9 protein-coding genes and 1 pseudogene are annotated in these 15910 nt (G+C 42.5%); 1 reads left to right on the forward strand and 9 read right to left on the reverse strand.

What is annotated here, in order from left to right; genetic code table 11:
• Positions 1-174: 174 nt before the first annotated feature.
• From V7K76_RS25145 to V7K76_RS25180, 8 genes are all read right to left on the reverse strand, one after another.
• Positions 175-2775 (reverse strand): iron uptake porin, encoded by a 2601-nt coding sequence (locus V7K76_RS25145; RefSeq protein WP_334779977.1) that lies wholly within the window; start codon positions 2773-2775, stop codon positions 175-177.
• A 716-nt stretch (positions 2776-3491) separates the two neighbouring features.
• On the reverse strand, positions 3492-4220 hold the full coding sequence (locus tag V7K76_RS25150) for a response regulator transcription factor (protein WP_334779978.1): 729 nt from the start codon (positions 4218-4220) through the stop codon (positions 3492-3494).
• A gap of 122 nt (positions 4221-4342) precedes the next feature.
• Entirely contained in the window at positions 4343-4822 is a 480-nt protein-coding gene (locus tag V7K76_RS25155; protein WP_334779979.1) for a hypothetical protein, read from the reverse strand.
• Positions 4823-4981: 159 nt separating this feature from the next.
• Entirely contained in the window at positions 4982-5989 is a 1008-nt protein-coding gene (locus V7K76_RS25160; protein WP_334779980.1) for a HAMP domain-containing sensor histidine kinase, read from the reverse strand.
• A 320-nt stretch (positions 5990-6309) separates the two neighbouring features.
• The gene (locus tag V7K76_RS25165) at positions 6310-6801 is read right to left on the reverse strand and encodes a DUF2808 domain-containing protein (protein ID WP_334729619.1); all 492 of its coding nucleotides are present in this window, start codon (positions 6799-6801) and stop codon (positions 6310-6312) included.
• Between the two features lie 425 nt (positions 6802-7226).
• Positions 7227-8552 (reverse strand): efflux RND transporter periplasmic adaptor subunit, encoded by a 1326-nt coding sequence (locus tag V7K76_RS25170; protein ID WP_335030153.1) that lies wholly within the window; start codon positions 8550-8552, stop codon positions 7227-7229.
• A gap of 41 nt (positions 8553-8593) precedes the next feature.
• Positions 8594-10387 carry a TolC family protein gene (locus V7K76_RS25175; RefSeq protein ID WP_335030154.1) on the reverse strand — a complete coding sequence of 598 codons (1794 nt, stop codon included), beginning with the start codon at positions 10385-10387 and terminating at the stop codon, positions 8594-8596.
• 79 nt (positions 10388-10466) lie between these two features.
• Positions 10467-13802: an efflux RND transporter permease subunit gene (locus tag V7K76_RS25180; protein WP_334779984.1), complete on the reverse strand. Its 3336-nt coding sequence runs from the start codon at positions 13800-13802 to the stop codon at positions 10467-10469.
• Between the two features lie 853 nt (positions 13803-14655).
• On the opposite strand from V7K76_RS25180, the gene V7K76_RS25190 reads away from it, so the two are divergent.
• Positions 14656-14790 carry a hypothetical protein gene (locus tag V7K76_RS25190; RefSeq protein ID WP_334779985.1) on the forward strand — a complete coding sequence of 45 codons (135 nt, stop codon included), beginning with the start codon at positions 14656-14658 and terminating at the stop codon, positions 14788-14790.
• 899 nt (positions 14791-15689) lie between these two features.
• Here V7K76_RS25190 and V7K76_RS25195 read toward each other — a convergent pair.
• A pseudogene (locus V7K76_RS25195) lies at positions 15690-15815 on the reverse strand (transposase); the annotation flags it as partial.
• Positions 15816-15910 lie beyond the last annotated feature (95 nt).

The following is a 15910-nucleotide window of genomic DNA, read 5'->3' on the forward strand; positions in this document are numbered from 1 at the left end:
TTTAGTAATTTCTCTCATTCTTCGATATCCATTACTAGACGACCCATATTTATCAATTCACTATTTTGTTATTTTGTCAATGCGTAAGTCCTAGTTCAGTTTGTAAGCAACAAGCAATTCCTCGCAAAAGCTATAAAGGTATTTATATAGGCTGCTCACAACGAAATTTTCTGGTTATATCTCAAAGTGTAACCGTACACCTCCGAAGAACACAGGACCACGGTCGGAATTGTAACCCGGATCACGGAGGTACTGAAAGTCTAACCCCAGTGTGGTGGATTTCGTCACACTCAAATTGTAATAAGTCTCAAAGACCTTTTCTGGGTGGTAGTTCAGGTTTCCATCACCAACAAAGGTGCCGAGTCCCCCATCTGCTAGATACTGACGAAACGATGAGCCGATGCCATCCATCGCATATCCCAAACCAAGGGTATCCCGTGGTCGCCCCCAACCGGTGCCTTGAATGCTCAGGCCTGTAGTAAGTGACCTTTCAGCATCTATATAGCTGTAATTTTCAGTACGACCATCGTTCCAACTGCCGAACACAAACAGTCCTACATCCCTGCCGAGACTTTGTTCCAGCCCAATACCGAAGCCATACTGGTCTTGTTCCTTATTCCTGACATTTGCAATATTGGGTACGCCAACCTCTCCATTCGCTTGCCACTGATTCAAAGCATCCTGGAATGAAGCCATAACGGCGTGATCGTGAAAACCCATGATACGCAGCTTGCCCGTTTGTCCAGCAAGGACATAGGAATGTTCGATCTCAATGGCATCGTTATAATGCTCTAACAGATTCCAATCCAAGGTCGGTCCATTGGATATAGTCGTCAGAGCAAACCGCCCCAGCCGAAACGTCCATTTATCCAGGAAATACTCCAAAGCGGCTCCAACAGTATAGCCACGAGCATTAGAAGCGTAGTCAAACGCCCCATAGGTAAGAAAGGCATAGTTGAAAAATTGAGTGCGTGGGCTGCCAGAATATTGATTGGGACCATACAAATCGGTTTCAGCCAGTTTGCCCACAGTCAAGACCAGTCGTTGGCTACTCACATCCTCAGCCAGTTGGTTTTGTCCAGATTCGACAAACGTCTTGTTTCCTCCCAAATTCCAGGTTTGGCGCAGAAAAGCTCTTGCCATATACAGTAATGGCGGTAATGATGCTGATTTTTGATCCTCGCCATCTGGATAAAATGCTAGCCCTATCAAATTTTCACTCGGTGTTATCCCCGAGGATATTTCTGGGTCTAAATAAAACTCGCCGTTCTGCCACAGACGCACCCCAAAAAAGCCAGTGAAACTGTAGCTATAGGTAAAGTGTTTGGGAGTATTCGGTAAACTATTCGCCCCTGAATAAAGGGCATTAAACCCTGGCTTGTCCTGGTAGATAAAAGTCCCCTGAACGTGGGCATTCCAGTTTTCGGTGATGTGATGTTCCTTTTCTGCTTGATCCGGTGTAGTACCTGGCTCTGGAACTCCTGCTTGATCCGGTGTAGTACCTGGCTCTGGAGCAGAGGTGGTACTTGACTCTGGACCAGGCGCAGTGTTGAAGATATAGGCAAGCCCCAGCAAACCACCAACACCAGAGCTGTTGAATGTTCCCAGATTCACTCCCCCCGTCAGCGCCAGGTGAGAATTGATCGGATAGTCGATACCGCCTGTGAGCAACAAATCACTCTTTGTAAACGCTGAGGAAAATGGTGATGATGACTGCATTCCCAAACCAATATAGGGATCAATATGTCCTGGTCCTGAGATGGGAAAGTTATAGGTGATGGGTAACAAAACTGTTTGATTTTGGTTGACCAAAAGAGCCGGTCGGATGGAAAAAGAAGGACTAAGGGCAAATTTGCTAAATGCGGCAAAGCTAGTTGCGCCCAAAGCACTAGTCTGACCACCAGATCCGAAGTTCACCCCTATCCCCAAATAGCTAAACTTATATTTCTGTTTTTTCGCCGGAGTCGGGGTTGCAGGCGGCACAATCGCAGGTGCTTGAGAGACTGGTGAGTCTGATGTTGGAGAACTAGGCTGTAATTTATCAGCAGACATCTCGACTGTACCGGGTACTGGTACTGCCACCGTTTCCGTCTTGGCTGTGAGTTGCTTAATCCCGATGGGAGCGACAGTTGTCTCTTTTTCGGGGATTTGTGTTGCCAGTTTAGTTACCTGAGACTGAAAGTGAGCATTCGAGTTCTCGGCAACCTGTTTTTTATTTGCATCGGGTTTGGGGTTTAGCTCTGGCGGCTTGTCAGCACTAGGTTTGGTTGTGGGAGAAGATTGATTTGCTGGCACAGAAGGAGTATTTGCTGCCACAGCATCATGCCCCCAAAATTTTGCTAATTCGACCTGAAATGCTTGTTGCAATTTCTTGATATTGACTAAATCTTCTTTTTTTACGACATCTGAATCAGCTGTGGTTGCAAGCAATTCATTGACACGATTCAGGCAAGCATTTAGAGCGTGAGCAAATTCATCGCGTGTTATTGACTGATTACCAGGAAATTTCGCATTTGGGTATCCTGCACACCCATAGTTTTTTACCAAAGATTGCAGTGCAAGAAAAGCCCAGTCTGTAGGTTTTACATCCGAGGACTCAGAAGTCGAATTTACCTGAGTTAATGGTTGAGATGGCGCATCTGCCACTTGCTCCCAGGATTGTTGTTGTCTGTCAGCTTGAGATGGAACAGCAGCTTGGCTGGAAGAATTTAAGGTAATAAATATCGCTAGAATTGCCGGACTTGTGAAAAAATAACCGCGAATAGCACTCATCATGAATTGAAATCCTTACACACCGAAGATTATCTGTAACCCTATATTCCACATTTTTTACTGGGATTATTATATATGATGGAAATAAGAATTATTAGCAATTATTTTAATTTTTTATTAGTGTTTAGTGACAAAAGTATAGATTACTAGGATTCCTGAAAAATTCTAGCCATTTAAGTCTGGATACATATAATGTCTCATTTGTACAGTATGTAACCCGCATTTCTCACAAGCAGTAGGGGCGGGTTAACAGATATGATCCATCATTCATGAATGAATGGCACTAAGTTAAGATACAGCCCTTGCGCTGACTGGTTCCTAGCCTCCAGGCTGGGAACCCATTCTGGGAGGCTCCGCCTCCTCTTTCTTGACCAGAGGCGGAGCCTCTCGGAATACATTCCCAGCCTGGAGGCTGGGAACGAGGCTACACAGGCTTTTGGGCTTTTCTTAGTGCCATTCATTCATGAATGTCTTGCTTAACCCGCCCCTACGACCTCTGCACTTCGGTTTGATAAATCTGGTGAGAAATCCGGGGTAAGTCATAGTTCATTGCCTAATCTGAAAATACTTGCAAACGTTTCCTAAGATGTCAAATGGGTTCTATAATAATGACGAAACTTCGGCATGAATTACGCAAGTAATTGCAAACTGCTTAAACCACAAGTATTTCGGCTTTACAAGCGTACCATTTCCCTCATAATTAGCATTTCTCGCTTGGTTTAGTCCGTAAAACTATAGCCAATCCCAGGAGCCGTGCAAATGAACTGAGTCTTATCTAGTTTTTCACCAGTAGGATCGGTTCTGTATAGTTTCTGTCGTAAACGCTTAATGTAAGAATCGACTATGCGAAAGTCCCCCTCATAATCTATCCCCCAAACAGTATCAAGCAGCTGCGAACGGCTCCAAACTCGTCCTGGTCGTTTGGCTAATACCACTAGCAAGTTAAACTCCAATGTAGTGAGTTTAACTATTTCTGTTGTGTGATTGGTGTATTTGAAATGGACAATCCTGCGTTCTTGATCAATCAGTAAATGGCGAGTTTCGATCATGCCTTCTGAATTTGCTTGCTGTCGCAACTCTCGTCTAAGCAATACTCTGAGCCGTACTGCTAGTTCTACGGGGCTAAAAGGCTTCGGCATATAGTCATCAGCCCCAGTAGAAAATCCAATGATGCGATCGCTTTCCTCGACTTTACCTGTCAACATCATGATGTACGGATCTTTCTGCTTAGATTTAATGAACTGGCGAATATGGGCACAAATATCTAAGCCATTTATCCCTGGGAGCATTAAGTCGAGAATGATAATATCTGGTTGTACTTTACAAAATTTGTCTAGCCCCTCATTCCCATTGTGTGCAACGTGACAAATATGTCCTTCGCTCTCTACACAGACACGAATCATCGCGGCAACATTTATTTCATCTTCGATTACTAAGATAACAGCCATACCAATACCTTTAATTGAGTAATACCAAACGAGTAACCATTCAGGGGGGTAGAAGAGCGATCGTAAAAAAAAGTCCCCCAATCTGATAAATATTTTCTCGTCAAACTTTAAAAGTTTTCGATCTACTCAAATGTAGGAAACGAAGCTTCACCTAGAGGAATCTCTACATCACTACCAACGACTTTAATTGAAAGATGGTAGTTAGAAGTAGAAGCAATTCTTGGTTGTTTTACTTTATTTAGATTTATTTGCAATTTAGTTGTACTAGAAGTAACTGGTTTAGGAAAATCTATAATAATTCTTCTACCCTTGATAGAGATGTTAATTCTGATATTTTGACCTTGATCGTCCGAAATATCAATATCGTTACTTACAGCTAGTAGGGATGGAACATCAATAATTAGCTCGGAAAGAGCATTGCCATTTTTGGGAATGTGTAATTGAAATGTCTGTTTAACAAGTTGCGAGGTGGGAGGAAATTGTCCACTATTATCAATATTAGCAACCTGATTATTATCATTTTTCGCACTTGCATAGCCAGCACAAACAAAATATGCAGTAGCTACACTACATACAGCAGTATAAATCAGTATTCTCTTCATCTTTACCGTGAAATTAAGAAACTCAAGAATCTAGAATTAATCTTGACTCTGGACAACCAAGCACGAAACCCGCATTTCTCACAAGCAGTAGGTGCGTTAATTATTGATTAATAACAAGAAAATATGACTAGAGTAAGACTAGCTCCAACAAAAATATGACTATTCAGTACTTGGGAGTGAAAATCTAAACGTCGATCCTTTACCTAGTTCGCTTTCTACTTCAATTTTTCCGTTATGTAGTTCCACCAATCGTTTTGTAATCGCCAATCCGATGCCAGATCCTCCCGTTCTGGCATCTCTTGACTGATCTGCCCGCCAAAAGCGATCAAAGACTTTAGGCAAATCTTCTTGAGCAATTCCAATACCTGTATCTGTCACTGCAATCCACAGGTTATAGCCCTGCAACCAAGCACTAATGGTTACTGTTCCGTTAGGGGTATAAGTAATTGCGTTTGCAAGCAGGTTAATCAGAATTTGCTTGACGCGATCGCTATCGGCATATGCAGGGGGTAAATTATTTGACAACCGCAATTGAAGTTGACACTTTGACTGTAACTTTGCTCTTGCGAAGTTTGTCACTATCTCCTTGAGGAGCGGTTTGAGGGGTAATGGCTGAAGTTCTAAGGGCAAATAACCCGTCTCGACTTTGGAGAGCTCGAGTAAATCATCCACTAAACGAATTAACCGCTCAATTTCTTGGGTCATTTGTCCAAGTATATTGGAGGTTATCTGCGTCATCCCAACATTTATCATTTCTAGATAGCCGTGAATTACGGTAATGGGCGATCGCAACTCGTGAGCCAGATTGCTAGTCAGTTCTTGTCGCCGCTCTTCGACTCCTTGTAAGCTAATGGCAAGATGGTTAAAACTATTGGCAAGGCTATTAATTTCAGGGATCGAAATGTGAGGTGCCCGTGCTGTTAAATCTCCAGTGGCAAATGCCTGCATCGCCTTTTCCACCGTTAGTAGTGGACGCAAAATAATGCGTGAAGTCAGTATGCTAACAGCACTGACACTGAAGAAACTAACGAGGGCTGCTACTACTCCGTCCTGAAAATTTTGCCCAGATAAGCGACTCACCAGACTGACGATGCTAATTCCTAGTAGCATCACACTCAGGTGCGACAAAAGTAATCTTAGCTTGAGGGTCAGTGTCCAATGATACATCTATGCCAGAAATAGTAGTGGTAAATATATATTATTTGGGTGCGGCTGTTTTGAGAAGACAATTTTTATCTTGGTATAAAGCAATACGGTTTATATAGTACAAGAATCGTAAGCTTTAGACATTCCAAAAATAAGTTCGTTCAAAATTCAAAAACAGAATCATATATTTTTTGTAGTATTGTAATACACTTGGGAACGGGGTTTTTGTGTTTGATTTTTTGCGATCGCTTGTAAAGGATTATGGAATTGTTTGCCACCTGTTTATCGTCAGTGTGCTGTTTGCTATACAGATTTTTGAGCAGCTTACCACTACCTATGAATTAATAGGAAAGACGAAACTGAGCTATACCGATGGGTATTTCTGCATCAATCCCAACAAATTTAGCGGATACTCGGTATAACCAAGCATTAGAAATTCCTATTCTGCTCACTTTATTTAAGTCAATACTGATTATATTTCCCGGAGAAATTGCCTGGGGAAAAATAATAGTAAGCTTGTTGCCTTTAACAGAGGTAGCTGCTGGGATTTCTCTACCAGATTTCTCAAATATATTAATATCATTTTTTACACTTAGTCCTTCGGGAATATCAATATTTATTTGGGAAAGTATGCTGCTATTTTGAGGGATTTCTAACTGAAAACTCTGCCGAATATTTCCCCATTTACCTTGAGCAAATTGTGTTGTCTTAATGATGTGTGGGAAGCTAATAGAATATGCAACGGAATTTGCATATACAGCAGGAACAAAAGTCGCTGCTACTAAAATCAGTGTCGTTGAAGATATTAGAGGGAGGTAATTTTTAAGTAACATAGGTTATTTATTTCTCTAGAAATTATGTGCATAATTAATACTTTTTTCGGGCTGGAAATATAGTGGTTCTCGTTCACGTGAGGTACACCCGTAGGGGCAATACCCTGCGGGAAGCCGCTTCTCTACGTTCGCGCAGCGTGTCGCAGATAGACGCACTCGCGTTCGCGTCTACATGAATTGCCCCTACACCTTGCGATAGAATTTTGTACCGCATTTGAGTGGGAACCGTTATATACACCTGTTAAAATCAATACTATTAAGTGTTGTATTCATTAATCAGGCTAGGATTAAGTACTAACTGAAGTTAATATTTAAGTAATAGCAAGCAAATATGACTACAGTAAGAATAGCGTTAGCAAAAATACGACTAAAGCATAATTGCGTACCTCAGTCTGCAATGGTGGTAAGGCGATCGCACTCTCACTTCAACCGCCATTACTAAGCTTCAAAGCCACTCCCTGCAAAGCCAAGGTTCCTTGGGAGACTACAATTTCACCTGGCTTGAGACCCTTGATAATCTGGGTAGAATCTCCGTTCTCGACTCCTACTTCTACCCGACGTTCTTCATATCGATGTTCTTCTACCTTGACATAGGCGAAATTGTAATCGCCTTTACGCTGTATGGCGCTCTTAGGTACTGAGAGTAGATTCCTATTCTGTACCAACATTTTCAGGCGTGCAAACATATCTGGTTTGAGAGTCAAGTCAGGATTGGGGACATCTGCGCGAATTGACAGTGTACGAGTTTGAGGGTCGAGTAAATTAGCAACATAATTAATCCGTCCAGAAAAACCCTGGTTAGGTAAGCTGTCAAAAGTCAATTTCACAGACTGACCAACATGTACTTTATTAACGTCTTGCTCATAGGTATCCCCGACTAACCAGACTCGACTCAGATCCGCTAGGGTAAAAAGTTCCTTGCTGGGGTCGGCCAGATCGCCATTATTAATGGTGCGGCTGATAACAATACCGTCACGGGGAGCGCTAACTATAACATAGGGGTAGATTTGCCCTGTACGTACAACTTGGGCGGCTAATCCTACAGACACTCCAGATAAAGATGAACGTTCTTCCGCAATTATAATTGTTGACTTTAGCTTGGAATACAAGGCTTGTAGGTTAGCTTTATCCTTCTCATATTGGGTTCGAGCAGTTTCTAAATCAGTTTTAGCATCAATTCGGTCATTAAAAAGCTTTTGCTCGCGTTTGTAAGCAGCTTCAGAAAAATTTAATTGTACCTGAGCTTGCTTGATATCCGCGTTATTTTGTAGAGTCGCTTGCAACAAATCCGACTGAAGTTGACCGACTGTATCAGACTTAATCAAAGCCAGTGTTTGACCACGCTTAACACGTTGACCTAATTTCACAAAGACAGTAGTCACCCGTCCGGGAACTGGGGGGGAAATGTGGGTGAGTAAATCATCAGCAGCATGAACTCGCCCTGTCAATTGGATAGTAATTGGAAAAGGCTTGAACTCCACCACTTCTACCTTCAGTCCTATTTGCTGCTCTTGTTTGGGAGTCAGTGAAATATAGGTCGGTCCTTGAGTAAGTTGAGCAGCTTCTGCTGGAACCTCAGGAATGTTGACATCCTGTTCCGAAACTGGTTGAGGTTTGGTCTGTGTATCCTTTGAAGCTAATAAAAAAAACTTAGGCGTTTGCAAATTCTGACCGCAACCAGTGAGCAGACTCAGAACACACAGATAAAAAAAATAAAGGCGACAGAACTGTGTCATAATAATTAAATTCATCTATAGAATTCGCCACTCATTACACTTAAAAAATTATTTGGTCAGAACGATAGGGGAGTGCCAACCGCCTTTTCTAGATCCGCGTAGGCACTTTGGTAAGCCGTCACTGCATCCACGTAAGCCGAGCGATTTTGTTGGTCTCCTTGTTCAACTGCGAGGGCACTAGCTAGATTAGTCTTGCCAACTTGGTAGCTTTCCTGAGCTAAAGCCAATACTTCTCTAGAATCGGGCAGCAGTTTTGACTGGTACTTGCGGATTTTTTCACGAGCAATGATCAAAGCCTCGTAAGCAGTATGTACATCAACGGCAATTTGCGATCGCACAACGCTTTCCTGCTGTATAGACTGGTCAACTGTTACTTGGGCTTGTGCCACTTCCCCTTGCTGGTTATAAAATATGGGCAAGTTAGCTCCTACACCCAAAAATATACCATTCGTGTTGCTATTAGGAGTATTGGCAGTAGTGAACTGATAGCCACCACTCAATTGTAGGTCAGGGATACGCATAGCTTTAGCAAGACGTAGTTGCTCTTTTGCAACTTTGGTCTGCTGTTGGGCACTCTTGAAGTCTAGACGTTGTTCGTAAGCCTGTACAAGCAAATTATCGATGGTTGGAAGTGGCGCATTGGCTATGGGTACTATTTCTGTCTTTTTGACTGCTACATTAAATATTCCGGGGTCTGTGATCTCGATATTCTGGGTTGGACTATCTCCCATGAGTGCATTTAACTGGATGCGTGCTTGTTGAATACGTCCTCTGGATTGTCCGAGTTGGGGTTCTGTTTGATTCAGTACTAGTTGAGCTTGTAGTAACTCTGCCTCAGGAGCAGCTCCCGCCTCAAAGCGCTTGCGGGATATGTATACCAATCTTTGGAGTAGTTCAACCTGTTCTTGCTGCGAGCGTTCGCTTGCTTGGGCCGCAGCCAATTCAGCGTAAGCTCGACGTACTTGCCCACGAATGTCAAAACGATTAGAATTATACTGTAAAATTGCTAAGTCATACTCAGATTTGGCGACAGACAAACGTTTAGACCGCTTACCCCCTAATTCCACAGTTTGGTTAATGCTCACCTGTTGGGGGTTAGCAGCTTGGGAGTAGAGAGGCCCAAAACCGTATTCAAATCCTATCTGAGGATTGGGAATCGCTCCGGCGATCTTAATGCCCGCCGCACTAGTTTTGATATTGTACTGATCTGCTAGCAGTTGAGGGTTTCTAGCGTCTGCTCTCTCAAAGGCTTCCTTGAGACTTAGATGCAGGATGGCATTGGGGTTTGTTTGTTCTTTATCTGTCTGGGCTAATGAGCTACTTTCATTGAGCAGATTCTTTGCCTGATACTGCTGTTGAACTGGATTTGGCTGAGATGATTGAAGTTGTTTTGTTGTTGCAACGGTGGATTGTTCAGACTTTTGTTGTCCAGTCTGAGTATCGCTGTTGGAGTCAGGTGAAAAATCCCTCAGAGACGCAAGAGACTGAGATTTTTCTACAGGAGGTTGAAAAATTGCGAAACTCGGTGCATTTTTTGGGGGTTGAATCTCCATAAGCTGCTGAGGAGATGAAGCAACCACAGCATTTGGAAAACCCTGTGCAATTTGTTGAGGTTGGCTACCCGTATTCTGTTGAAAAGATGGAGTTACCCCAAAAGTTGGCAAACTGAGTGTATTTTGTTGAGATTGGCTACCCGTATTCTGTTGAAAAGATGGAGTTAGCGCCAGAGTTGGCAAACTGAGTGTATTTTGTTGAGGTTGACTCCCCGTGTCCTTTGGTGCATCTGAAGGAACACCAGAAGAAGTTTTCTGTTGCTGACTACAGCTAGACAAAAGACTTAGAACCAGCAAATTGAATATCCAAAAGTAGTAGGGCTGCATCCTCATAATCAAGATCATCACAAAAAAATAAATCCCCGCAATATGATGTTCAAACGTGTATTACTTTCTCCAAAATCGGTTCAACAGAAGGAGAGTCTGTTTCTTCTTGTCTGTTTTTGAAATATTTATTTGTGTTTTTTTCCACTAAGTTGTACAAGGTTGGCAGCACTAAAAGGGTGAGGAAAGTTGCTGAGATCAATCCTCCAATGATAACTATGGCAAAAGGTTTCTGGCTTTGGGAACCGATACCATTTGACGATGCTACAGGCAGTAAGCCTAAGATAGCCACAGTTGCTGTCATTAGTACTGGACGCATCCGTGCCAGCGCCCCCTCATAGACTGCCTTGGTAATGAAGAAGGGTATTAATTTCTCCTTTTCGTGTGACAGTTTAGTATGGTTAATCATCTTGAGGCTATTATTCTGTACTGCTAATTGAATCAGGGCGATGTAGACAGCTTGAGCTTTTATACTGGGGGGAGATGTGACGATATCAGAAAAGCCTGATTCTTGAGAAAGCTTTTCAATATAGCTTTGGGACAATTGGTTAATAAAGCTGACCATGATCACACCATTCTGCACCGCTACCCCTGTGAGGGCAATAAATCCTACCCCTGCTGAAATACTGAAATAAGTGTGGGTGATAAATAAACCCACTACGCCACCAATAGCTGCTAATGGTACTGCTACTAAAATTAGCAGGGCATAGCGGGCTGAACCAAATGCCAAAAATAAAATCACGAAAATCAGACTCAGAGTCATTGGTACAACTATCATCAATCGCTGGTTGGACTCTTGCTGGTACTGGAATTGTCCACCCCACTCAAGTTCATATCCTTCAGGTAAATGCACTTGCGCTTGTACTTTCTGCTGTGCTTCCGCCACGGCTGACCCAAGATCGCGCCCCCGGACATTTGCCTTGACAATGATATGGCGTTTGTTCTCTTCACGGTTAATGACTAAGGCTCCCGATACAGCTTGAGTATGAACTACCTGGGAAAGGGGAATTGGGCCGATTGGTCCAGGTGGATTAATTAGTAGGTTGTCTATTGCCTCTTTAGTGTTGCGATACGGTTTGGCTAAACGCACCAACACGTCGAATCGCCGCTCTCCTTCCACAAGCTGCGTAACTGTCTTCCCTCCCACGGATGTGGCAACTAGATTTTGAATATCGGAAACATTAAGACCGTAGCGGCTAGCAGCATCCCGATCTACAACTATCTGATACTGGGGCTGACCAAGGAGATGATCGTCAGCAACATCTACCATGCCAGGAATTTGACTAACAATACTAGTTATTTGGTCTCCTAATTTTTGCAAAATATTTAGATCTGCTCCAAATATTTTGATTCCCAGATTTCCCTTCGCACCAGAAATAGCTTCATCCACATTGTCCTGGATGTACTGTGAGAAGTTGTAATCTACGTTGGGAATCACTGAGAGATCCTTGTTCATAGCACTGACTAGTTCTTCTTTATTACCGTGAAACTGTAAACGCCACTGGTCAGTAGGTTTCAAGTCTACTAAGAACTCAAGATTGCTGAACAAGTTAGGATCGGTAGCATCATCAGGACTACCTGTTTGGCTGGTAACATTTTTAATTTCTGGATACTTGACGATAATCTCGCGAATCCGACCAGCAACCAAGATTCCCTCTTCTAAGGAAATTGATGGAGGTAGTACTGTCGCCCGTAGCCAAATGTTACCTTCTTCCAGAGCCGGCAGAAACTCAGAGCCAGTATGTAAAAAGAGTACCACTGCCAATGCTAAGGCCGCCAAAGAGGCTGTAAGTACTGGTAATGGGTGATTTATTGTCCAGCGCAGCACTGGTTTATATATCCATCGAACCAAGCTGACCACTGGGCTTTCACGTTCGATTATTGGCTTACGGGTCATCAAAAATGAGATCAGTACTGGGATAATGGTTAAGGAGATCAGCATTGCTCCTATCAGCTGGAAATTCATCGTGAAAGCTAGAGGACGAAAGAGCTTACCCGCTACCCCATCAAAAGCAAAAATGACGATGAAGCAACAACAAATGATACTGGTGGCAAATAAAATTGGGGGTCCCATCTGCTGTGCCGATTCTAAGACCAGATTGTTCCGACTCTTGCGATCCTTTAAATGATGACCTTCTTCACTCAAACGGCTAAAAGCATTCTCTACCATCACCACCGCCCCATCCACAATGATCCCAAAGTCAATTGCTCCTAAACTCAGCAAATTGGCCGGAATGTGAAAAAGGTTCAGGCAAATAAAGGAAAACAACAATGCCAAGGGGATAACAGTAGCAGCGATCAAACCACTGGTGAAGTCAAATAAAAACACGACCAGTACAACTATTACCAGGGTAATTCCCTCTCCCAAGTTATGGAAGACGGTGTGGAGAGTTTCCCGGACTAGTTGTAGGCGATCGTACAGTGGTACAAGCCGCACTCCTTCAGGCAAGGACTTCTGAATTTCGGGAAACTTCTTGTAAAGGCGTTCAATCACTCGAGAAGGATTCTCTCCCCGACGCATTAGTACAATGCCCATTACATCATCGTTATCCCTGTTCTTACCAAATTGACCTAGACGGACACCTGAACCAATATCGACAGTTGCAACATCTTTGATGCGGATAGGCGTTCCACCTTGAGTCGCCGTAATTACCACTTTATTAATATCATCAATATTTTTCAGTAGTCCTAAACTGCGGACGACAAAAGCCTGACCATTCTTCCCGATGTAGTTAGCACCCGCAGTGGCGTTGGAGTTACCCAAAGCCTGAGACACTTGGTCGATGCTTAAGCTTAAGGCTTTTAAGCGTACAGGATCGACATTCACTTGGTAGGTCTTGATCGGACCACCCCAACTAGTTACATCAATCACACCAGGAATTTGCCGAAAAGCCTTCTCTAAATCCCAGTCTTCAATGGCTTTCCGTTCCATCGCTGAGTAGTACTTTGATTCCACTGTGTAGCGATAAATTTCACCTACACTACTAGAATCAGCATCAAGTTGAGGTTTAGCATCGCTAGGAATATCCGCCTGAGCGATCCGCTCCAGCACTTGCTGGCGAGCTAGCTGACTTGGTTGACCATCTTCAAAAGTAACAATTATTACCGACAAGTTAAGAAAGGAGGTGGAACGCAGGCCGATCTCACCAGGAATACCGTTTAATTCCTTCTCTAGTGGCACAGTAACCAAGCGTTCCATTTCTTCTGCTGCCTTCCCTGGCAGAATAGTTATGACACTGACTTGGGGATTAGTGAAGTCGGGATATGCCTCAATCTCTAGAGTACGAAAAGCTCCGTAGCCAACTATCAATAGCAGTCCAACGATTGCCAAGATAATATAGCGGTTTCGGAAGGCAATGGAGATCAGTTGATCGATGAGTTTCTTCACGCTGAATCTAGAATTTAGGTGTATACTAAAAACGGATGATTGCTAGACTTTTGCCTAGGCAAAAATCTTTATATATCAATACTTTTAGCGATTTTAAAACTAAAGCTGCAACCCGTCCTTAGTATAAGTCTGGGGAATGGCAAATCAAAAAATAATCAACTACTTATTCTGGGGTGGGTATCTTGCCCGCCCGTAGCCAAAGGCTGGCTTTTCAAACCACCGCACAAGTACTAGTAATTTATTTCTTGGAAGTCCCCTGAATTGAGCTAGCAATTGGGGGTAATATTTAGATTCAGTAGTACATACTACTTTTGCAAGGGGCAGTACAGTGCAGGTTTACTTATTTGCCAATTTTCTAGATATCAAGCGCTTGAAGTACATACAATAGCGCCTACAAATTGCACTTTTTCTGGTTGAGGTGGTCAAGAATCTAGAATTACTCTTGACTCTGGACAATTAGGCACGAAAGGAAGCGTAATTTCTATATCCCAAATCCATACCATTAACTGTTGCATTTAGTGATCAAGGTAGTATTACGTAATACATGATGTTAGTATTTAATTAATAACAAGAAAATATGACTAGAGCAAGACTAGCTCTAATAAAAATATGACTATATGACTCGATGTGCAACCTGACTTTTCCCGTTAAGTCTCAAAAAGCCTGCTCACAAAGGATTCTGGATAAAGCACAGCATATACGGTACAGTGTACAGTGATTGAAAGCGTATGCTAGTAGTCTGCCAAGAAAGAATTGAGGCTAATTTATTTTTGCAAGAGATCTGGTGTTTACTTGACCATGCACTGAAAGTGTGTAAGGCTTTTAGCTGAGATTCTCGGTCATATGAGCCTCTATGAGTTTTGCCATCTATGGCTACTACTTCTACTCCCAACTTCTCAAAAGCGTGGCAGTTCTGGCAGACTGGAGAAAAGTAATTAACCAAAGCCATGAACTGAAAGGCATTCGGCTGCATGACCTGCGGCATTGATAAAGTATTGCTTAGTTAAATTACTTTTGAGTATTGCTCATACTCCTCATCAACGCAATACGTAACTAGACTGAACAGTTTAGTATTGTCACTGTCACGATAACTTGTCCGAGAGAGACGTTTTTTTTTCCTTGATTGAGAAATCCGGGAGAAATTGCGTTTCTAAGAATAAAGAACTTTTCCCCACAAGGTATAGAGCAAGTCCTTTGTTATTTGTCCTTTGCAAGATCAATCCTCTCTGGACACCAGTTCATCTCATGTGGTTTGTGTCCTATCTCCTGATTTTATGGGGATTGAATGCCTTGCCGATATATCTAGTACAGTATGGCGGAAATAAACCCACCATTGTAACCTTGAAAAGCCATCATTTGAAGCCTTTTAAAAGGGTAGGCGAATTTATTTATCGCTGTACTAGTCTCTTATGTACGAACATATGTACTATTGTCTTTTTTACCACATTTCAGGTATCAGCCGCACTTGAAGAAAGAAATTATGGATTAAACTTCAAATTTTTGAACTGAAAATTAAGCGATCGCCTGAGCCAAAATACCAAAATTGGGTGAAAAATATTATTTATTTTATAGTACAAATATTCAACTTAATCGGGCTATAGCGGTTCTCGTTCACGTTAGGTACACCCGTAAGGGCAATACCCTGCCTTAAGCCGCTCCGCGTCTACATGAATTGCCCCGACACCTTGCGATATAATTTTTTGTACCGCATCGGAGTGGGAACCGCTATAGCTCTAAGATATTTTTTGGCATCTATTCTGTATGAAGAAATATCATCTAAAAACACCCAAAGTCAACACCCTACCTTCGAGGGAACAGCCAATGAAAACTTCTAATGATACAGATACCAAGAAGATCAGGTTCTTCGGTACTTGTTATGCTAAACTCTTAAATAAGATGCCAAGTTAATAGGCATCTAATTCGGAAATTGTCAAAGTTTCTAAATCCATACCCTGAACGCTTAATCAGCTTTAGTTTGTTATTAATTCCTTCTACAGTACCGCTTGTTGTCCTATTAGACATCTCCGAAAACTATCAAAGCTTTACTATGGCTAGCTTATAGGATGTAAATGCAACCATCAAAACTAGCTAGTCAAAACTATAAAATA

Source organism: Nostoc sp. (assembly GCF_036917975.1).
In the GTDB taxonomy this organism is placed as follows: domain Bacteria; phylum Cyanobacteriota; class Cyanobacteriia; order Cyanobacteriales; family Nostocaceae; genus Nostoc.